Consider the following 20,281-nt stretch of genomic DNA (forward strand, 5'->3'; position numbering starts at 1 on the left):
GGGTTTGACTCAACGAATAAAGGATAGGTCAGAGGCTGCGCGCGCCGCTCGTGCGGGTGTTCTGCGCGCGGGGCCGACAAGTGAGCGTTGGGGCGGCCTCAGGCGCGCGACTCTCGCAGCAGGTTCAGGGCGGCGAGCACGGGGCGATCCGAGTAGCTGAACAGTACGGCGTCTTCAAGCGCGGCGAGCTGCACCGGTGCCCACGAAGGCACGACGAAGTGATCGCGCGGCTCGAACTGGAAGACCTCGTCGCCAATGCGCACCGTGCCGCGACCCTCGACCACCGAGAAGACCGTTGCATCGGTGCTGCGATAGGTCTTGCCCTGGAAGCCGGCGGGCAGGTATTGCATGAACGTCGCCATCGTCGGCATCGGCCAGCCGCCGGTCGCCGGATTCACATAGCGCAGCTTGATGCCGTCCCACGGATCGAGTTCGCCGTTGCGGTACAGCGTGTCGAGCGCCTCACGCGAGCGGTCGTACGGATAGCTGAAGATCGGCGAGGTCGGATCGCTGACCTTGTGATGCACCGGCAGCATGTTGTGGCCGTAACGCGCGAAGCTGTCGCCTTCGGGGCGCTGCACCGGCTGTTGCGACTCGGGGTAGTTCTCGGCAAAGCCCGCGTCGAAGTACTGCACGAGCGGAATGTCGAGGCCGTCGAGCCACACGACCGGCTCGCCGTCCGCCGGGTTGCCGTGGTCATGCCACGTCCACGACGGCGTGATGATGAAGTCGCCGGGGTGCATCGTGGTGCGCTCGCCGTTCACGGCCGTCCACGCGCCGCGACCTTCCACGATGAAGCGCAGGGCCGATTGCGTATGGCGATGGCTCGGTGCGATCTCGCCCGGCAGAATGAGTTGTAGCCCGGCGTAAAGTGAACCGGTAATGCTCGACGAGCCCGGCGTTCCCGGATTCTGCAAGACCAGCACGCGACGCACGGCCTCTGCGGCGCTGATGACGCGTCCCGCTTCCATCACGAGCGGGCGCACTTCGTTGTACTTCCAGATGGCGGGCACCACACGCGGGCGCGGCTGAGGGGGGACGAGACTGTGCAGCGATTCCCACAGCGGGGCCATGTGGTTGTGCCCGATGTGTTCGTAATAGGCAGCGCGATCGGCGCTGGGGGCGCGTTCGGACATGCGTGTCTCCGTGACGGTATGGGGCCCGGTCAACTCGTCTGACAAGCTCGGCCGACGAGGGCTTGCGGGTCTATGAGTAGCGTTATACTCGGCGAGACATATTATTTGAAATGAATAAATCATCGGATCCATACGAAAAATAGTATGGATTGGGTGATTTTGGGGACGCCCCGAGGGGGCCCGGAGACTTCGTATGGACTGGACCCATCGACTGCGTCTGCGCAATCTGCAAATGCTGCTGACCCTTGCGGAGACCGGCAACATGAGCCAGTCCGCGACATTGCTCAACACGACGCAACCCGGTTTGTCGAAGTGGCTCAAGGATTTGGAGGAGGACATTGGCCTGCCGCTGTTCGAGCGTCAGGCGCGGGGATTGCGTCCGACGGCCTACGGGGAATCCCTGATCCAGCATGCGCGGCGAATCGAGGCGCAGCTCGACACGGCACGCGACGATCTCGATGCCATGCGCGAGGGCGGCAGCGGGTTGGTGGCCATCGGCACTTCGGGGGCATCGTCGGCGGACACGGTGCCGCTCGCGATGTTGTTGCTCCTGCAGCGCATGCCCCGCGTGCAGGCCCGCGTGATCGAGAACACGATGGACCGGCTGATGAATCAGCTCGCGCACAGCGAGATCGATATCGTTGTTGGGCGCTCGGCCCCCGAACTGCAGGATCGCAACGTTCGCGCCGAGGCGCTATATCTGGAGCCGCTGCATTTCGTTGCGCGCGCGCGCCATCCGGTCTTTTCGCTGGACATGGTCGACTGGCCCGATATGCAGCGTTACCGCTGGGTGGTCTGGCCGCGTGGCACACCGATCCGCAACGCGTTGGAGGCGGCGCTCGCGGAGGCCGGTTATCCGTTGCCGAACGACACCATCGAGTCGAACTCCACGATCCTCAATCTCACGTTGCTCAATAACAGCGACATGATCGGCCTGGCGTCGCACCGCACGGCGAGCCGCTTGCAGGCGCTCGGCGCGTTGCGGATCGTGCCGCTGCGGCTGGCGGGGTTTGGGGCGATCTCGATGTACTGGCGCGACGACGGCGCGAATCGGGCCGCGGTGGCGGCGACGCTCGAGTGTTTGCGCAGCGCGGCAAGACGCTCGACGGGCGACGCGGTCGCGGGCATTGAAGGCGACGGATGAGCTTGCCGAGTCCGTTGCCGAGCTGGCGGCTGCTACACTTGCCGCCTGTCGAAGTCACTCTCCCGAGGCGTCAATGATTGGCCGCATCTCCGGCACGTTGCTGGAAAAGAATCCGCCGCACATCCTGGTCGATTGCCAGGGCGTAGGCTATGAAATCTCGGTGCCGATGAGCACCTTCTTCAACCTGCCGAATCTCGGCGAACGCGTGACGCTGCTCACCCAGTTCATTGTGCGCGAAGACGCCCAACTGCTCTTCGGCTTCGGCTCGCCTGACGAGCGCAATACCTTTCGCGAACTGCTCAAGATCTCCGGCGTGGGCGCACGCACGGCACTTGCGATTCTTTCGGGCATGAGCGTCGCGGACATCGCGCAGGCCGTCACGCTGCAGGAGTCGGGACGTCTGACGAAGATCCCCGGCATCGGCAAGAAGACGGCCGAGCGTCTGCTGCTCGAACTCAAGGGCAAGCTCGGCGCGCAACTGGGCACGGTGCCCGGCGCGGTCACACCGCACGACCACAAGAGCGACGTCGTCAATGCATTGCTCGCGCTGGGCTACTCCGACAAGGAGGCACTTGCCGCCGTCAAGAGCGTGCCCGACGGCACAAGTGTGTCCGACGGCATCAAGCACGCGCTCAAGTCGCTCTCCAAGGCCTGAGCGCAACACGAATCGGCCTCGTCGAGGCCGCGGGGACGCCGTGAGGAGACGGTATGCAACTGCGATGGCTTGAAGACTTCGTCGAACTGGCACGCACGCGCAGTTTCACGCGAGCGGCGGAAAACCGTTTCGTCACGCACCCGGCATTCGGGCGACGCATCCGCGCCTTGGAAGAGTGGGTGGGCACACAACTGGTCGAGCGGAGCAAACCGCTTGAACTGACCGCTGCCGGCACCGTTTTTCTCGATGCGGCCACCAATGCGCTCGACATTCTTCACGGCGCTCGCACGCAGTTGCAGGACGCCGCGCCCACACTCGAAAACAATCTGAAGATCGCCACGGGCCGCACCCTGGCGGCGACATTTTTCCCGGATTGGTACGACGACGCGGTCTCGCGCATCGGCTTCTTCACCGCGACGCTGTCCACGGGGGGGGCCGAGGAGGCCATTCTGCGGCTCGCGGCCGGTGAGGTCGATCTGCTTATCGTATATTCGAGCGCGCACACGCGTCTGCTGATCGATCAGGAGCGTTACGACTGGTTGAGTGTCGCGCGTGAAGTGCTGGTGCCGGTGAGTGCGCTCGACGCCAAGGGACGCGCCTCCTATCGGCTTGCCGCCGGGCCGTCGCCGATTCCCTGGCTGGCGTTTTCCCGCACACTGACGTTGCGGGCCGTGCTGGCCCGCCATCTTGCCGAGATGGCAAACCGTCCCACGCTCAAGCCGGTGTATCAGGCCGATTCGTACGAAGCGATTCTGGCGATGGCGCGACGCGGTGCCGGTATCGCGTGGTTGCCGCAACGCCTGGTGGCCGACGACATTGCGCGCGGCACGCTCGCGATCGTGGGTGGCAAGGAATGGCAGATCGGCTTCGATATTGCGCTCTACCGGCGGCGGCACCAACCGCACCCGGTGCTCGACGCGATCTGGCAAAGCGCTCGTCAGGCCTCGGGGGACGACGCCTGAACCGCGCGCCAACCCCCGACGTGCCCGATCAGTGCTCGTGCTGCAGGTACTTCGCCTGACGCGGCAGGCGCAGGCTGACGAGGAACGCCAGCACCATCATGCCGGTCACGTACCAGTAGAACGTGGGTTCCATGCCGGCCTTCTTGAGGCCGAGCGCCACATATTCGGCCGAGCCGCCGAAGATGGCATTGGCCACGGCGTAGGCCAGACCCACGCCGAGCGCACGCACTTCGATCGGGAACATCTCGGCCTTCACGATGCCGCTGATCGACGTGTAGAAGCTGACGATGGCGAGCGCCAGGCAAATGAGCACAAACGCCGCGGTCGGGCTTTGCACCGTCTTGAGCGTCGTGAGGATGGGTACCGTGGCAATGGCGCCGAGCGCGCTGAAGAGCAGCATGTTGGTGCGACGGCCGATCTTGTCCGACAGCATGCCGAAGATCGGCTGCATGCACATGTAGACGAACAGGCAGCCCGTCATGATGTAGCTGGCCGTCTTGATCGGCATGCCGGCTGTGTTCACCAGGTACTTCTGCATGTACGTGGTGAAGGTGTAGAAGATCAGCGAGCCGCCGGCCGTGTAGCCGAGCACCGTGAAAAACGCAGCCTTGTGGTGGCGGAACAACCCGGCGATCGAGCCGGCGTCGCGGCTGTTGCGGCTCGCGCTCGTCGACGTCTCGTGCAGCGTGCGACGCAGCAGCAAGGCAACGACCGCAGTGATCGCGCCGACCACGAACGGAATGCGCCAGCCCCAGGCCTTGAGTTCGGCCTCGCTGAGCAATTGCTGGAGAATCACGACCACGAGCACGGCAAGCAGCTGACCGCCGATGAGCGTCACGTACTGGAACGACGAGAAGAAGCCGCGACGGCCCTTGAGCGCCACTTCACTCATGTACGTCGCCGTCGTGCCGTATTCGCCACCCACCGACAGACCTTGCAACAGACGCGCCACCAGCAACAATGCCGGGGCCCAGTTGCCGATGCTGGCGTGCGTCGGGAGCGCGGCGATCATCAGCGAGCCGAAGCACATCATCATCACCGAGATGACCATCGAGTTCTTGCGGCCGTTGCGATCGGCGATGCGGCCGAAGATCCAGCCGCCGATGGGGCGCATCAGGAAGCCTGCGGCAAACACGCCCGCGGTGTTGAGCAACTGTGCGGTGGGATTGGCACTCGGGAAGAACGCCGGCGCGAAGTAGATCGCGCAAAACGCATAGATATAGAAGTCGAACCACTCGACCAGATTCCCGGACGATGCCGCAACAATCGCGAAAATGCGCTTGCGGATTTCTTCCGGCGTGGGCGGCTTGGTGGCCATGGCGGCGTCGGTAGTAGCTGTGTCTCTCATTTCTACGGGCGATGGTGACATCGCATTAATAACTACGTTTGCAACATGACGCTGATGCGCTCGCCTCACAGGGATCACCTGTCCGGAGGCACAACCCGGCATCGCGTCCCGGGGGCGGGCCAACTATAGCGGGTGTGGGCATGCGCAGACAATGCCCGAGTGCTGAATCGATTATTGTGAATATCGAAACAATTGGCTGGATTGTTGCGTTGCAGCATGGTGATCGGCCCCGTCGGACGGCGATTTGCGGGCAGGTTACGAGCGTTTTGATGGGTGGGACGAGGCGCGGAAAATCGAGAAAATATTTTTCGGATGGCTTGTGCACCGCATCGGCTAGCGCGCCGCGCGGCCGAACCCTCACGCCTCATTCGCGCGGGTGACACTGCGCCAGCAGATCGAGAAACAGCTCCAGCGCGCGCGTCCTGGGCCGCGAGGCCTCGGTGATGGCGCTGATGGCATTCTCATACTCAGGGCCTGTCGGAACCTGCACCAACGCGTGGCGCTTACCAAACAACGCGGCGTAATACTGCGGCAACAGTCCGACGTAATGCCCGGAGAGGACCAGCATGGCGACGGCCTCCAGTCCTGACGCCGTTGGCCCTCGCGTGAGTCCGAGAGAATTGAGCGCTTCATGGACAAACGGCTGGCTCCGGTAGACGAGGGGGAGCGTCGACGCGTCCTTGATCCGATGCCGTGCAACGTATAGGCGGTGACGCTCGATAAACAGCGGCTGGTAGTGAAACCCGGCTTCGCGACGATACATCCCGCGAATTGCGATCTGTACCCGGCGCTCGCGCAACGCGAGGTCGAGCTCGTTGAACGTCATGACCGTGAGTTCGACCTTCACGTCGGGCGCCTGCGCTTTGAGCGCGGCAAGCGCCTCGGGTATGTGGCAGCCGATGTCGGACACGACGTGCTCGACCATGCCGATGGACAACGTGCCCGAGAGCACACCGCGCACCGCATCGATTTCGGGACGTATGCGCTCCAGCGACTTCAGCGCGTCGCGGGCAAGGTCCAGCGCGACCTTGCCCGCGTGCGTGAGAACAAAACCGGACGGTCCACGCTCGCACAAACGAGTACCCAAGGTTTCCTCGACCTCGCGAATGTGCCGGCTGATCGACGCCTTCGACATGTTCAGTTGCTTCTCCGCCGCCGCAAAGCCGCTGGCCTGAGCGACTGCACAGAAGATGCGCAACGAACGCAGATCTCGCTCACTGAAGTCACGACTCGCCACCGCCTCACTCCCGGAAATAGCGCCAAATCCGCTGCGGATGGCGCGTGTCAGAAGGTTTCATTTTTTGGAACCATACCAATAAAAAAATCATTTTTCATGATCTTTTTGCCCGCATACATTGGATTTCACTCGCACCGGGCCGGACCCGACCGAACCGATGCGCCAGCGCAATCCCCTACCCACACCCCGCGAGGCAAGCGATGAAGACCTGGTCCAGACGATCTTTTGTAAAGGCGACGCTCGCATCGAGCGCCGCATTGGCCCTGCCGACCCTGCCGACGATGGCGTATGCCGAAGGCGGCACCCTGGCCGACATCAAGAAGCGCGGCAAGCTGACGGTCGGCACCGAGGCGGCCTACGAGCCGTTCGAGTTCGTGGAAAACGGTCAGGTGGTTGGATATGGGCACGATGTGCTTGAACTGATGGCGGCAAAGCTCGGCGTGAAGCTCGAGCAGATGAACCTGCCGTTCCAGGGCTTGCTGCCAGGCCTGATGTCGCACAAGTTCGACTTTGTCGCCACCAGTGTGGGCATTACGCCGGAGCGCGCCAAGCGCTTCGCCTTCAGCCAGCCGGTCGGCGTGGTGCGTTCGGTTCTGATGGTGCGCGCCGACGACGTAGCGATCAAGCAGGACATGGACATCGCCGGGAAGACCATCGGTACCCAGATGGGGTCGTCTTCGCAGCCGGTGGCCGACGAATTCGAGAAGGAACTGAAGGAGAAGACCGGCAAGGGATACGCCGGCACGCGCCTGTTCCAGGCCTATCCGGATGTGTCGAACGCGCTCGCGAACAAGACGATCGACGTGGCACTGATGCCGTCCAATATCGCCGCCGTCCAGATGCGCAAGCAGCCCAACGTGTTCCGCATTGCCGGGACCATCGGCCAGCCGAAGCTGCTGGCATGGGTCGCCAATCCCAACGATCTGGAGATCCGCAAGTTCATCAACGATTCGCTCGATGAATTCCGCGCGAACGGCAAGCTCGCCGCCTTGCAGAAAAAGTGGTTCGGCGCGTCGATGGACACGCCGCACGCGAACTACCTGCCGCAAGGTGCCATTTGACGCCCGCGACCACGGTCGGCGGGCTAGACATGGGTGGCGTGATCGCACCGTTTCTCGAAGGTGTCGTCTCGGGAACGGCGATCACGCTGGCCGCGTCGGCCGTCGCCTTCGCCATCGGTCTGGCGCTCGGTGTCGTGCTGCTGCTCGCCCGCATCTCGCCGCTCGCGCCATTGCGCTCGCTCGTCGTGCTGTGGGTGAGCCTGATTCGCGGCACGCCGGCGCTCATTCACATGCTGATCGCGTACTACATGGTGCCGGCGCTGTTCGACATCTCGATCTCGCCCATCGCCGCCGGAATTGCGGCGCTGGCGTGTAACACGAGCGCTTATATCGTCGAGATCCTGCGCGGTGCGCTCGGCACGATCTCGCGTGGGCAACGCGCCGCCGCCTACGCCATGGGCATGCGCGTCTCGCAGGTCTGGCGGCACGTACTCCTGCCACAGGTGATCTATCGCGCCATTCCGCCGCTCACCAGCGAGTTCACGATCCTGCTCAAGGCGTCGTCGCTGATGTCGATCATCGCCGTGCCGGAACTGGCGACAGTCGCCCGCAATGCCACGCTGCAGACCGACCTGCCATTACAGGTGTTCGCGATCACCGCGGCCGTGTACTTCGTCCTTCTGTTCTGCATTTCGGCCGCCTCGCGTCTGTGCGAGCGCCGCGTTTCCAGGATGTTGCCCCATGGCCATTGATGTCTCCATCGTCAGGGAAGCGATTCCCGTGCTGCTCGAAGGCCTGCGCGTCACGGCACTGGTCAGCGTCATCGGCATTCCGCTCGGCGTGGCGATCGGCATCGTCGCCGCCTATGCGGCGCAGTCGCGCACGGTCTTGCGACCTGTCGCGCTGGGCTACGTGGAGCTGGTGCGCAACATCCCGTATCTGATCCTCGTTTATCTGTCGTTTTTCGGCTTGCCCAAGCTCGGCGTCGGTGCATCGGCCATGACCGTCGCGGTGGGGTGCACGGCGTTCTACACGGGCGGCTACTTCTGCGAAATCTTGCGCGCGGCACTGCGCAGCGTCGCCCGCGGACAAACGCATGCCGCGCTCTCGCTCGGCATGAGCTATTGGCAGACGCAACGGCACATCATCGCACCGCAGCTCTTCGGCTTCCTGATTCCGCCGACGACGAGCCTCGTGATCATGATGTTCAAGGACTCGGCCATCTTTTCGGTCATGAGCCTGCCGGAGATGACCTATCAGAGCAATCTGCTCACGGCCAACACATTCGCCTACGTTGAAGTGCTTGGCACGACAGCGTTGATCTACTGGGTCAGCAGCGTGTTGCTGGCCAGCGTGGGGCGACGACTGGAAACCGTTGTCGGGCGACGTACCCGGCACGCCTGACGCCCCCGAAACTCCCACCCGAGGACACTCTCATGACGACCTACACCGTGGCGCCCCGTACCGGCCATCCGACCCTGTTGTACTCAGCGCTGGATCTCGACATCGACAACCTCAAGGCCGATATCGCGGTGTTGGGCATGCCGTATGGCGCCCCGTACGCGCCGTCGGATTTCAGCAACGACCAGACGAATGCGCCGTCCGCCATCCGCCAGGCGACGGATCGCGTCGCGCGTCGCCCGAACCACTACGACTTCGATATCGACGGGCCGCTGCTCCAGGGCCGCACGGATATTCGCTTCGTCGATTGTGGTGACATCATCCCGGATCTGACGAAGCCCGGCGAGCACTACGCCCGCGCCGAGGCGGCGGTGCGTCGCATCGTGGCCGGCGGCGCGATGCCCATCGTGCTTGGCGGCGACCACGGCATTACGACGCCCGTGCTGCGCGGCCTGGACCAGAAGGGGCCCATCACGCTCGTGCACATCGATGCCCACCTGGATTGGCGTGACGAGGTGAACGGCGTGCGCGAAGGCCTCTCAAGCCCGATTCGCCGCGCCTCGGAGATGGCGCACGTGGAGCGCATCGTGCAGATCGGCCTGCGCGCGCAGGGGAGCGGCCGTTACGAGGAACTCGTCGCGGCGCGCGCCTACGGTGCCGAACTGGTGACCGCGTACGAACTGCATGACATCGGCATGGACGCCGTGCTCGATCGCATCCCTGACGGCGGCAACTACTACCTCACCATCGACGCGGACGGCCTCGATCCCTCAACGATGCCGGCCGTTGCCGGTCCGGCGCCAGGCGGGGTGACGTTCGTACAGGCGCGCAAGCTGATTCACGGCCTGGTGCGCAAGGGGCGCGTGGTCGGCATGGACATCGTGGAGATTCAGCCCGAGAAGGACGACGCCAACATGATCTCGTGCGTGACGGCCGGTCGTCTGATTCTCAACCTGATCGGCGCATCGATTCGCGCGGGGTACTTCGACAAATGAGCACCGCACAGCCCATCATCGACATCCGGAACGTCGACAAATGGTACGGCGCGCATCACGTGCTCAAGCAGTGCTCAACGCAGGTGGGCGCGGGCGAGATCGTGGTGGTGTGCGGACCGTCCGGGTCCGGGAAGTCGACCCTGATCAAGACGGTCAATGCACTGGAGCCTTTCCAGAAAGGCGATGTCGTCGTCGACGGCACGTCGCTCACGGCCAGGACGACCGACCTGCCAAAGCTGCGCAGCAAGGTCGGCATGGTCTTCCAGCATTTCGAGCTGTTCCCGCATCTGGATCTCACGCGCAATCTCACGCTCGCGCAGCAGATCGTGCTGGGCCGCGGCGTCGACGCGGCCCGCACCAAGGCGCGCGCGCTACTCGATCGCGTCGGTCTGTCGGCGCATGCGCACAAGTATCCCGGGCAGTTGTCGGGCGGTCAGCAGCAACGCGTGGCGATTGCGCGCGCGTTGTCGATGGACCCGATGGCCATGCTGTTCGATGAGCCGACCTCGGCGCTGGACCCGGAGATGGTCAACGAGGTGCTCGACGTGATGGTCGAACTGGCCCGCGAAGGCATGACGATGATGGTCGTCACGCACGAAATGGGTTTCGCGCGACGCGTGGCCCATCGCGTGGTGTTCATGGAAGACGGCGCCATCGTCGAGGACAGTCCGACCGACATGTTCTTCAACGACGCCGCCAGTGCCGCCGCCAAACGCTTTCTCTCGAAGATCCTCACGCATTGAGTGCGTGACGCCATCGCGCGCCGTGCCCACCCACCTCAAGACTCCATACCGAGACATCATGACGCACACCCGAATCCGCAAATTCAACACCCGCGACACTTACCCGGAGCAGAAGCTCGACAATGACCTCTGTCAGGCGGTCGTCGCCGGCAACACCATTTATCTGCGTGGTCAGATCGGCCAGGATCTCGATACGCGCGAATCCGTTGGCATTGGCGATGTTGCCGCGCAAGCCGAAAAGGCCATGGCCAACGTTGCAATGCTGCTCGACGAGTGCGGCAGCCAGCTCGCGGATATCTGCAAGGTCACGGTGTATCTCGTCGATCCGCGCTATCGCGAGGCGGTCTACAACGTCATGGGACGCTGGCTCAAGGGCGTGTTTCCGGTGTCGACCGGCATCGTCGTGCAGGCGCTCGCGCGCCCGGAGTGGCTGGTCGAAATCGATGTGACGGCGGTGAAGCCGACGGCGTCGCTGGCAGAAGCGGCACGGGCGGCATAAGCCGCATAAGTGAAGCAACAACAACGTCGGGCCGGCGTGCAAGCGCCGGCCAGATATCGCGCTGCGCCAAGCGCGGTCAAGCGCACAGAAGCGCACTCAGAAGCCCACTCAGAAGCGGCGTTTGACGTAAATCGTTGCACCGAAGTCGTGTGAGCGCAGCAGCGGCACACGGGCACTTGCCGAAAACGTCCAGTCCTCCGTCTTGAGCGACAGTCCGCGCTTTGGGTCGGAGCCCAGCTTGTCGTCGGTGTTGGCCCACTGCACGAGGGACAACTGCGGCGCCGTGGAAGGTCCGATCTTCAGGTAGCTGTGAGTTGGCCGCGCGGCCGGTTCCGAGGTCGAGGTGTCGATCCAGTCCACATGTCCGTTGTCCGCCGTCGGCGGGGCACTGTTGATCGCTTCGATGCGCGTGTAGAGGAATGCGTTGTCGTCGGCCTGCGCGGTCGGCTCCGGACCCTCGCGACCAAACGGATAAAGGGTGACCCGAACGGCCGGAACGGCAGCGACGGAGACCGGTGGAGGCGGTTGCGGCACTTGTATGGGGAGCGGCCCGGGGCCAACGTTGGCCAGCATCATCTGTTCGGATGAGCCCGAGTTGGCGCCCTCTGCGATCGCCACGCCGCTTAGCGTGACAACACACGCGCCGATCATCCATTTGCCTAGGCACGTCATGGACATGCCTCCCGTGAAGGAATGGAAACGCTACGTCGCCAGCCCCAATTTGTCTTACGTACAACGACCTTCGTATAACGAACCGTCTTGCGTGGTCTCTTCGCGTCGTACGCACTTAGGAAGTGTAGTCAGTCATTTGCGTCCCGCCACCCCAATTTGTACCAAGGTTGATCGTCGTCAGACCGGGACTGGCCGCCCAAGCCCGTCAGACCTGACGCTGGCGTGGGGAGCAACGACGCGGCTCGGGGTTTGTCCCGAGATCGTGACAGCGGTTGCCGACGCAGCGGACCGGAGATCGGTCGGCCCATTGAACGAGTCGCGTTCCCGGCGAAGCGCGATGTGCTAGATTTAAATCAACGGGCGAGGGTATGCCAGTCAGGGGCGCGCGAACGTCGCGAACGCCGCGCCTGGGGAGGTCGTCATGCATGGATGTCAACTCACCTTCTATACGCAGCAGAATCACCGCCATGGCCATCAGCCGGTCGCTCAATGGATCATGAGCGAAGTGCGGCAGCTGGGGATTCGCGGGGCCACCCTGTTCGTGGGCACGGAAGGGATCGATCATGTCGGAAAGCGCCATGCCGCCCGATTCTTCGAACTCGCCGAACAACCGATCGAGGTCGTGTTGGCGATCACGGACGAGGAAGCCGAACGTCTGCTCGACGTGATTCGTGCGCAACGCGTCCACGTCTTCTATACGCGCTTCCCGATTGAATTCGGCATGCTTGGCGATCGTTAGCGCAGGGCGGAGGCGCGACGCCGCCGACCGCCCTGTTCGCGCGTGCGTTGTACGCGGCTCAGGTCGCAAGCGCCGCTGAGGCGCGACGCCCGGCCGACGGCAACACCAACACACCGGCCAGCCCGATGACCACGCTCGTCAGCACGTAGTAGATCGGTGCGAGATTGCTGCCGGTGACATGCACGAGCCACGTATTCAGGAACGGCGCGAGGCCGCCGAACACCAGCACCGCGAGGTTGTAGGTGACGGCGGCGCCGGTCGAGCGCACGCTGACCGGAAAGACCTCGGTCAGCACGATCGGCGTCGGACCCCAGAAGAAGCTCATGAAGAACGACACGCCGATCTGCACCGCCAGCAGCGAGCCCAGGCTCGGCAGGGTGACGAAGTGCTTGAACAGCACGTACGACGCCACGCCATACGCGATGATCGCCGGCAGCAGGACCGCCTTGCGGCCGTAGCGATCCGACAAATAGCCGGCAAGCGGGCAGAACACGAGGATGACCAGGGTGGCGATGAACGTGCTCAGGTTGACGTCGGCGGCCGACATGCCCAGTTGCTTCTTCGCGAAGATCGGCAGGAAGAACACGAACACATAGGCCGACACGGTGCCGACCACCGAGACGCCGAGCGTGCCGAGCACCGCGCGCGGATAGTCGCGGAACACGGTGCGCAGCGGCGTGTTCACGCGCTGAATCTTGCCGCGTTTCACATCGTTCGCGTAATTGAGAAATTCCGGCGATTCGTCGACGTTCGAGCGGATCAGCCAGCCGACCGGCCCGATCAGAATGCCGAGCAGGAACGGCAGACGCCAGCCCCACGACTCGAGATCGTGCGGCGCGAGATTGACCGTGAGCAGATACGCCACCAATGCACCGAGAGAAAACGCCAGCGCCTGCGAGCACATCTGGAAGCTGCCGAAAAAGCCGCGGCGATTCGCGGGGGCGAACTCCACCAGCATCGTGGTCGCGCCACTGAACTCGCCGCCGACCGAGAAGCCCTGGATCAGCCGCGCAAGCACCATCAGCATCGGCGCCGCAATGCCGATAGCCTCATGCGTCGGCAAGATGCCGATCATGCCGGTGCCGACCGCCATCAGCACGATCGTCAGCGACAGCGCTTTCTTGCGGCCGACCCGGTCGCCATAGAGGCCGAGCAGTACGCCGCCGAGCGGCCGTACCGCGAAGCCGACGCCGAACGTCGCGAGTGTGAGCAGCATTGACGCGAACTCGTTACCGCTCGGGAAGAACAGCTTTGCGATCATCACGGCGAACAGGCCGTAGATCGCGAAGTCGAACCATTCGAAGGCATTGCCGAGTACCGAGGCGATGACGACTTTGCGCACCATCGCCGGCGACGGCGTCGGGTTTTCGTTCATTGCGGTTTCTCTCTGATCGTTTGTTGGGAATGAGGCAGGCTTAGCCAAGCCGTTGCCGGACAATTTCGAGGAACACGGCCACGCCAGTGGGCGCCGTATCGTCGTCGAAATCGAATTCGGGGTGGTGACAGGTGAGGCCGTCGTGACCGAGGAAGAAGTACGAGCCCGGGCGCTGTTGCAACATGAAGGCGAAGTCTTCCGAGGCCATCAGCGGGGCGACGTCGACGATCACGTTGTCCGCACCGAGCACGCGCTCGGCCGCACGTCGCACATGATCGGTTTCGGTGGGCGTGTTGACGGTCGGCGGCGAGGTCTGCAGATGCTCGAAGGTGACTTCACAGCCATACATCGTCGCGGCGCCCTCGCAGATCGTGCGCAGTCGCGCCAGCGTGATGTCCTGGGCTTTGACTGACAGCGTGCGTACGGTGCCTTCGAGCACGGCGGTGTCGGGGATGACGTTGATCGCCGTACCCGACAGGAACTTGCACACACTCACCACGGCGGTGTCGAGCGGGTCGATGTTGCGACTCGCGATGCTCTGGATAGACTGCACAAGCGTGGTGCCGACGATCAGTGGATCGATCGACTTGTGCGGCATCGCCGCGTGACTGCCGATGCCCTGGATGGTGATGCGGAACAGGTCGCATGCCGACAGAATGGCGCCGCGGCGCACGCCGACCTTGCCGGCCGGCAGGGCATTGTTGTTGTGCAATGCGTAGATTTCGTCGCAATGGAAGCGCTCGAACAGGCCCTCGTCGATCATGGCCGAGCCGCCGCGCAGCGTTTCCTCGGCCGGCTGGAAGATCAAATGGACGGTGCCCCGGAAATCGCGATTCCGGGACAAGTGTCTGGCGACGCCGAGCAGGATGGCGGTGTGGCCGTCGTGGCCACAGCCGTGGAACACGTTGTCGTGCGTCGAGCGGTGCGCGGCGGTGCCTTTTTCGCTCATCGGCAGCGCGTCCATGTCGGCGCGCAGGCCGATCGACGGCCCTTCGCCGCGCGTGCCGCGGATCGTGCCGACAACGCCGGTGCCGGCGATACCGGTCTCGATGTCGATGGCCCAGTCGGCGAGCAGTCTTGCCACCAGGCCGGCCGTGCGATGCTCGTGAAAGCCCAACTCCGGATGCTGGTGGATGTCCCTGCGCCACGTGCGCATCTGTTCACCAAGATTGCTCAATTCGTCATCCGTCTGCATTGCGCCGACCTCTTTTCCATGAGTGAGTGTGGGGGGTGTCCAGGGGCAGCCCGGACGAATGCTTCTGGTCGAAGGGTAATTCATTAGTTGAATATTTCAACTAATGAATTACCCGGATGTTGTCGGCCATCGATCCGGCTGAGCTATCATCGTCCGTGGCGAAGCGGCTGCGGGCGAGGCTAGGCCGGCGCAACGCGCTTCGATGGGATGCAGACTTCAGACAGGGCGGCAGCACATGCGAGCAGGAACGTCACCGGTGGGGCATGACGAAGGACCGGAGGGCCGTGGCAAAGACGACAAGGCCAAAGCCGAAGGCGGCACGGCCGGTGGCGTGGCCTATTATTTGACGTTCAAGCTGGACCTGATCAAAAGCGAGATGATCAGCCGTGCCAACGCCGAGTACCGCCCCGCGTTCGGGCTCGATGTGCGTTCATTGCGCGTGCTGCGCGTGATCTGCGACGCACCCGGGATTACCGCGAGCGCGCTCAATGCGCAGACGCTCATCGAGAAGACGTTGCTCTCGAAGCTGATTGCGGACCTGATTCAACGCAAGCTGATTCGGCGCTCGATCCATCCCGACGACGCGCGTCACTTTCAACTGTGGCCGACGGCGGCCGGCAAGCGCTTGCGCGTGTCCAGCGACGAGCTCGGGCAGTCGATGGAGACGGAAATGCTGTCGATGCTCAGTGCCGACGAGCGTGGGCAACTCAATAGCATTGTCGACAAGCTGGTCGATGCGTTTCAGAAGGCAGGAAAGGCGCCGGGGTGAACGTCGCGGACGCGCGGGCGAGGTCGTCGGTTCGGCGCGACACGACAGCCCATGAACGTTCTAGAGCGTAGCGCGTCATGGGGATAGAGGGTGTTCGCATCGGCGCCGATTCTTTCATGGAGACAACCAGCACGGGTACGACGCGGTAACGAAGCACGTGGTTCGCGGTAGCGATCGATGGCGCCAACGGTGGCGTTGTGGATCGGTTTTCTCAACCCTCGGAGGTTAGAAATGCGAAAGATGCTCTCTTTTCTGTTGTTGCTTGCCTCGCTGTACGTCTTGCCTGTCGTCCCCGCCTTCTCCGCAGTCGTGCCATTTCCGGCGAGTTTCAAGACGCGGACCATTACGACCAACGGCGCAAGGATTTACGTTCGCGTTGGCGGCCATGGGCCTGCCGTGGTGTTGCTGCATGGCTACGGTGAGACCGGCGACATGTGGGCGCCGCTCGCCGCGAAGCTGGCTGCCACTCACACGGTGGTGGTGCCGGATCTGCGGGGCATGGGGCTTTCCGACCACCCCGCGACCGGCTATGACAAGAAGAATGAAGCGCGCGATATCGCCGGTGTTCTGGACACGCTCCAGATTGGCAAGGTCGACGTGGTCGCCCATGACATCGGCAACATGGTCGCTTACGCCTTCGCGGCCGAGCAGCCCGAGCGCGTGTCCAAGCTCGTGTTGATGGATGCCCCGATACCCGGCGTCGGCCCGTGGGAGGAAATCCTGAAGAGTCCGCTGCTGTGGCACTTCCGATTTGGTGGGCCCGACATGGAGCGGCTGGTGAAAGGCCGCGAGCGCATCTACCTGGATCGCTTCTGGAACGATTTCTCGGCGAATCCGAAAAACTTCGACGAGGCATCGCGGCGGCACTACGCCAAGTTGTACGCCTTGCCAGGTGCCATGCATTCCGGCTTCGAGCAGTTCCACGCTTTCGACCAGGACGCCATCGATAACAAGGCCTTCCTCGCCAAAGGTCCGTTGCCGATGCCGGTACTCGCTATCGGTGGCGAGAAATCCTTCGGCCCCATGATGGAAACGGTGGCGCGTGGGGCCGCCGGCAATGTGCAGGGGGTCGTGATCCCGGGCGCGGGCCACTGGCTCATGGAAGAGCAGCCGAACGCGACGGTGGCGGCCATCGTTCAGTTCCTCCAGTGATGGCGATGCCCACGGCCTGTTGATCGATGGGGCGGCAACGCCGGATCCGGTGCGACGTTGACGTTACCCCGGCCGTTGGGGTCCAGCGGCGGGGCGGCCGGTGTCGTGTCACAAGCGCACCCCCCGATTCCTCAATCAGCACCCGTGCGTGCCGAATCGGCACGAAGCCTTTTTTTCTGCCGCCTACACTCCGCTTCCTGAGACTGGCTGGTGGCCTTGGCGCGCCTTCGTGGCGTGGTGCACGGTCGCCGCACACCTATCCCCAACGCCAGCGATCCAGAGGAGCCGGGCATGACCCACAACGCCAAACCCCACAACCCGTGGCGCGAAATTTGCGCCGCGAGCATCGGTAATGCACTTGAGTTTTACGATCTGCTGATCTATGGCTACTTCGCCATCGTGATCGGGCAGTTGTTCTTCCCCTCGCACGACCCGACGACCTCGCTGCTGCTCTCCGTCGGCACCTTCGGCATCTCCTTCGTGACGCGTCCCCTGGGCTCGATCGTTCTGGGCAGCTACGCTGACCGTGCCGGCCGCAAAGCGTCGCTCACGGTATCCATCGCCCTGATGATGCTCGGCACTGCCATGATCGCATTCGCCCCGACGTATGCGCAGATCGGCATCTTCTCGCCGCTCCTGATCATCGTCGCCCGCATGTTGCAAGGCTTCTCGACGGGCGGCGAGTTCGGCGCCGCCACGGCCTTCATGGTCGAACATGCCGACGCGAAGCGTCGTGGCTTCTTTGCGAGCTGGCAGATGTCGACGCAAGGTCTTGCCACCGTGCTCGCCGCCGGCGTGTCCGCGCTGCTGAGCCTACTGCTCACGGCCGACCAACTGAGCGCATGGGGATGGCGTATCGCTTTCGCCGTGGGCCTGCTCATCGGCCCGGTCGGTCTCTACATCCGCCGCAACATCGACGAGACCGCCGACTTCAAGAAGCTCGGTCAAAAGCAACGCGAAACGTCGCCGCTGCGCGAAGTCTTCGGTCGTGATCGCGCCAACATGTTGCTCGGCGCGGGGGTTGTCGCGGCCGCCACGGCGTTCAACTACGTCCACAAGCTTTACATGCCGACGTATGCCGTCAAGCAACTGCATATTCCGGCGACGTCGTCGTTCATCGGCGCGGTCGTCACCGGCGTGATGTTGATGATCGCCGCCCCGGTCGTGGGCCACCTTTCGGATCGCTTCGGCCGCATTCGCGTAATGCTCTGGGCACTCATTCTCGTGGGCCTCACGACGTACCCCTTGTTCGTGTTGCTCAACAAGTATCCGACCTTCCAGACGCTGCTCATGGTGCAGGCGCTCGTGGGTCTGCTCATCGCCGTGAGTCTCGCGCCGCTGCCCGCCCTGCTGGCGGACATCTTCCCGACGAGCACGCGCGGCACGGGGTTGGCGCTGTCGTATAACTTCTCGGTGACGTTGTTCGGCGGGTTTGCGCCGCTCATCGTGACCTGGCTCATCGATGCCACGCATAACAAGCTTGCGCCGAGTTTCTATGTGATGGCGACCGCCGTACTCAGCGTTACCGCAGTGATATCGCTTGGCCGCCGAGTGCGCGCCGGCAAGATCGCCGGCATGATGCACGGCTCGCCCCGCGTATCCAAGATTTGATCGACGCCCCGGACGATCGGCATGCGATGCACCTTCTGCACCGGCGCCATCGTCCGATGAACTGAATCCCGCCGCAACGACGTCGTTCGCCATTCCCTGCCGAGACGTCGTCGTTCGCGGCATCCTCTGTGGAGCATTTTCATGACCACGCTTGAAGCGATCCGCGCCGCCCTGCCGGCGTACCCCATCGAAGTCTCGTTCCCCGACATCGCCCGCTGGCGCGAGGGCAACACTGGCATCGACTACCTACATTCGTTCGACAGCGGCAAGCCCGGCAAGCACGTGATGATTCTCGCGCTCACGCACGGCAACGAAGTGAGCGGCGCCATCGCGGTCGATACGTTGCTTGCCGCCGGTGTGCGTCCCACGGCGGGCCGTCTGTCGCTCGGCTTCGGCAATATCGGTGCGTACGAGCTATTCAGCGCGGAGAACGCCGACGCCACCCGCTTCCTCGACGAAGACATGAACCGCGTCTGGACCGCATCGACGCTCGACGGAGCGCGTCAGAGCCGCGAGCTCGCGCGTGCCCGTGCGATGCGTCCGTTCATCGACACGGTCGATCTGCTGCTCGACATCCACTCGATGCATGAGGCGTCCGCGCCGTTGATGATGACTGGCCCGCTGGAAAAGGCGATTGCCCTTGCTGCAGAACTCGGCACGCCCGAGCACGTCATCGTCGACAAGGGGCACGCCAATGGCACGCGCATGCGCGATTACGGCGGCTTCGGCGACCCGGCCAGCCCGAAGAACGCACTGCTGATCGAAACCGGTCAGCATTTCGCGGGGAGCGCCCGCGATGTCGCGCTCGATTGCGCGGCGCGTTTCCTGATTCACGCGGGCGTCGTGGCCGAGGCCGATATGGCGCCGTACCTGACGCAGATGCGTCCCGGTCGCCAGAAGTTCGTGGAGATCACACAGCCAGTCGTGGCACGCTCGATGGACTTCCGCTTCTCGCAGCCGTTCACGGGGCTCGAGGTGATCGAGAAGGCCGGCACCGAGATCGCCCGCGATGGCGACGAGGTGATCGTCACCCCCTATGACAACTGCGTCATCGTGCAACCGTCGATGCGGCACCTTGGTGTGAATGTCACGATGATGCGTCTGGGACGGTTACTGGATCGTTGATGCCTATGGGATCGTCGTGTCGGTAGCGAAGCCGGAATCGCCGGAATCGCCAGCCTGCGCCCGCTTGCCGCGGCGCAGGCTCAGTTGGGCGAGTACGTCGGCGTGCTGATTGCCCCAGCGGTAGAGCATCTCGATGGGCTCGATGAACAATTCACCCAGCGGCGTCAGCGAATACTCCACCTTGGGCGGCACGACGGCAAACACCTCGCGGTGAATCAGACCGTCGCGTTCGAGTTCGCGCAACGTCTGCGTGAGCATCTTCTTGGAAATCCCCGGCAAGCGGCGCTGGAGTTCCCCCGTGCGTGTCGTGCCGCACTGCAACGCGTATAACACCATGCTCGTCCACTTCACGCTGAAGAGCTCCAGCACGCGGCGCGGCACGCAGGTTTCCTCGAAAACGAACGGGGCTGGTTTGTTCATGGTTACCAATGGGTGACTATTCAACTGAAAGGTGCCTACTGGGGATTTGGGACCTTCGTCACTATACTTTGTGGCGATAGTGCGCGTCATCCGGTGTGAGGA

At 63.5% G+C, this 20,281-nt stretch carries 21 protein-coding genes; 14 read left to right on the plus strand and 7 right to left on the minus strand.

Annotated elements, in window-relative coordinates:
- Nucleotides 1-98: 98 nt before the first annotated feature.
- Complete coding sequence (gene gtdA, locus PCE31107_RS03515; RefSeq protein ID WP_130024828.1) at nucleotides 99-1,136, minus strand: gentisate 1,2-dioxygenase; 1,038 nt, start codon at nucleotides 1,134-1,136, stop codon at nucleotides 99-101.
- Between the two features lie 193 nt (nucleotides 1,137-1,329).
- Between gtdA and PCE31107_RS03520 the strand changes: the two genes are divergently transcribed.
- The 3 genes from PCE31107_RS03520 to PCE31107_RS03530 all read left to right on the plus strand — a co-directional run bounded on the left by PCE31107_RS03520 (nucleotide 1,330) and on the right by PCE31107_RS03530 (nucleotide 3,897).
- The gene (locus PCE31107_RS03520) at nucleotides 1,330-2,280 is read left to right on the plus strand and encodes a LysR family transcriptional regulator (RefSeq protein WP_150606543.1); all 951 of its coding nucleotides are present in this window, start codon (nucleotides 1,330-1,332) and stop codon (nucleotides 2,278-2,280) included.
- 73 nt (nucleotides 2,281-2,353) lie between these two features.
- Entirely contained in the window at nucleotides 2,354-2,935 is a 582-nt protein-coding gene (gene ruvA, locus PCE31107_RS03525) for a Holliday junction branch migration protein RuvA (protein ID WP_150588353.1), read from the plus strand.
- 53 nt (nucleotides 2,936-2,988) lie between these two features.
- Nucleotides 2,989-3,897 (plus strand): LysR family transcriptional regulator, encoded by a 909-nt coding sequence (locus tag PCE31107_RS03530; protein WP_150606545.1) that lies wholly within the window; start codon nucleotides 2,989-2,991, stop codon nucleotides 3,895-3,897.
- Nucleotides 3,898-3,925: 28 nt separating this feature from the next.
- On the opposite strand, the gene PCE31107_RS03535 is transcribed toward PCE31107_RS03530, so the two are convergent.
- Entirely contained in the window at nucleotides 3,926-5,215 is a 1,290-nt protein-coding gene (locus PCE31107_RS03535) for an MFS family transporter (protein ID WP_150606547.1), read from the minus strand.
- Nucleotides 5,216-5,609: 394 nt separating this feature from the next.
- Nucleotides 5,610-6,482, minus strand: coding sequence for a LysR family transcriptional regulator (locus PCE31107_RS03540; protein ID WP_150606549.1), 873 nt, complete (start codon nucleotides 6,480-6,482; stop codon nucleotides 5,610-5,612).
- 200 nt (nucleotides 6,483-6,682) lie between these two features.
- Between PCE31107_RS03540 and PCE31107_RS03545 the strand changes: the two genes are divergently transcribed.
- Genes PCE31107_RS03545 through PCE31107_RS03570 form a run of 6 tightly spaced genes read left to right on the plus strand, consistent with a single transcriptional unit; the run spans nucleotide 6,683 to nucleotide 11,121 of the window.
- Nucleotides 6,683-7,543 (plus strand): transporter substrate-binding domain-containing protein, encoded by an 861-nt coding sequence (locus PCE31107_RS03545; RefSeq protein ID WP_150606551.1) that lies wholly within the window; start codon nucleotides 6,683-6,685, stop codon nucleotides 7,541-7,543.
- Between the two features lie 29 nt (nucleotides 7,544-7,572).
- Nucleotides 7,573-8,235: an amino acid ABC transporter permease gene (locus tag PCE31107_RS03550; RefSeq protein ID WP_150606888.1), complete on the plus strand. Its 663-nt coding sequence runs from the start codon at nucleotides 7,573-7,575 to the stop codon at nucleotides 8,233-8,235.
- Complete coding sequence (locus tag PCE31107_RS03555; RefSeq protein ID WP_130024832.1) at nucleotides 8,225-8,887, plus strand: amino acid ABC transporter permease; 663 nt, start codon at nucleotides 8,225-8,227, stop codon at nucleotides 8,885-8,887. The genes PCE31107_RS03550 and PCE31107_RS03555 overlap by 11 nt, the downstream gene beginning before the upstream one ends.
- Before the next feature lie 32 nt (nucleotides 8,888-8,919).
- Nucleotides 8,920-9,879: an agmatinase gene (locus PCE31107_RS03560; protein ID WP_150606553.1), complete on the plus strand. Its 960-nt coding sequence runs from the start codon at nucleotides 8,920-8,922 to the stop codon at nucleotides 9,877-9,879.
- Nucleotides 9,880-9,893: 14 nt separating this feature from the next.
- Nucleotides 9,894-10,622, plus strand: a complete 729-nt coding sequence (locus PCE31107_RS03565; protein WP_150606890.1) for an amino acid ABC transporter ATP-binding protein — start codon at nucleotides 9,894-9,896, stop codon at nucleotides 10,620-10,622.
- Nucleotides 10,623-10,680: 58 nt separating this feature from the next.
- Entirely contained in the window at nucleotides 10,681-11,121 is a 441-nt protein-coding gene (locus PCE31107_RS03570; RefSeq protein ID WP_130024835.1) for a RidA family protein, read from the plus strand.
- A 108-nt stretch (nucleotides 11,122-11,229) separates the two neighbouring features.
- Here PCE31107_RS03570 and PCE31107_RS03575 read toward each other — a convergent pair whose 3' ends face one another.
- Entirely contained in the window at nucleotides 11,230-11,793 is a 564-nt protein-coding gene (locus PCE31107_RS03575; protein ID WP_150606555.1) for a hypothetical protein, read from the minus strand.
- A 421-nt stretch (nucleotides 11,794-12,214) separates the two neighbouring features.
- Between PCE31107_RS03575 and PCE31107_RS03580 the strand changes: the two genes are divergently transcribed.
- The gene (locus PCE31107_RS03580; protein ID WP_130024837.1) at nucleotides 12,215-12,532 is read left to right on the plus strand and encodes a DUF190 domain-containing protein; all 318 of its coding nucleotides are present in this window, start codon (nucleotides 12,215-12,217) and stop codon (nucleotides 12,530-12,532) included.
- Nucleotides 12,533-12,590: 58 nt separating this feature from the next.
- Here PCE31107_RS03580 and PCE31107_RS03585 read toward each other — a convergent pair whose 3' ends face one another.
- Nucleotides 12,591-13,907, minus strand: a complete 1,317-nt coding sequence (locus PCE31107_RS03585; protein WP_150606557.1) for an MFS transporter — start codon at nucleotides 13,905-13,907, stop codon at nucleotides 12,591-12,593.
- A 40-nt stretch (nucleotides 13,908-13,947) separates the two neighbouring features.
- Complete coding sequence (locus PCE31107_RS03590) at nucleotides 13,948-15,102, minus strand: M20 aminoacylase family protein (protein ID WP_246181694.1); 1,155 nt, start codon at nucleotides 15,100-15,102, stop codon at nucleotides 13,948-13,950.
- A 235-nt stretch (nucleotides 15,103-15,337) separates the two neighbouring features.
- Between PCE31107_RS03590 and PCE31107_RS03595 the strand changes: the two genes are divergently transcribed.
- The 4 genes from PCE31107_RS03595 to PCE31107_RS03610 all read left to right on the plus strand — a co-directional run bounded on the left by PCE31107_RS03595 (nucleotide 15,338) and on the right by PCE31107_RS03610 (nucleotide 19,759).
- Nucleotides 15,338-15,871, plus strand: coding sequence for a MarR family winged helix-turn-helix transcriptional regulator (locus PCE31107_RS03595; RefSeq protein ID WP_246181695.1), 534 nt, complete (start codon nucleotides 15,338-15,340; stop codon nucleotides 15,869-15,871).
- Nucleotides 15,872-16,102: 231 nt separating this feature from the next.
- Nucleotides 16,103-17,023 (plus strand): alpha/beta fold hydrolase, encoded by a 921-nt coding sequence (locus PCE31107_RS03600; RefSeq protein ID WP_150606559.1) that lies wholly within the window; start codon nucleotides 16,103-16,105, stop codon nucleotides 17,021-17,023.
- 291 nt (nucleotides 17,024-17,314) lie between these two features.
- Complete coding sequence (locus tag PCE31107_RS03605; protein WP_150606561.1) at nucleotides 17,315-18,634, plus strand: MFS transporter; 1,320 nt, start codon at nucleotides 17,315-17,317, stop codon at nucleotides 18,632-18,634.
- 141 nt (nucleotides 18,635-18,775) lie between these two features.
- Nucleotides 18,776-19,759 carry a M14 family metallopeptidase gene (locus PCE31107_RS03610; RefSeq protein WP_150606563.1) on the plus strand — a complete coding sequence of 328 codons (984 nt, stop codon included), beginning with the start codon at nucleotides 18,776-18,778 and terminating at the stop codon, nucleotides 19,757-19,759.
- Between the two features lie 3 nt (nucleotides 19,760-19,762).
- On the opposite strand, the gene PCE31107_RS03615 is transcribed toward PCE31107_RS03610, so the two are convergent.
- Complete coding sequence (locus PCE31107_RS03615; RefSeq protein WP_130024842.1) at nucleotides 19,763-20,179, minus strand: winged helix-turn-helix transcriptional regulator; 417 nt, start codon at nucleotides 20,177-20,179, stop codon at nucleotides 19,763-19,765.
- Nucleotides 20,180-20,281 lie beyond the last annotated feature (102 nt).

The organism is Pandoraea cepalis (assembly GCF_902459625.1).
In the GTDB taxonomy this organism is placed as follows: Bacteria; Pseudomonadota; Gammaproteobacteria; order Burkholderiales; family Burkholderiaceae; genus Pandoraea; species Pandoraea cepalis.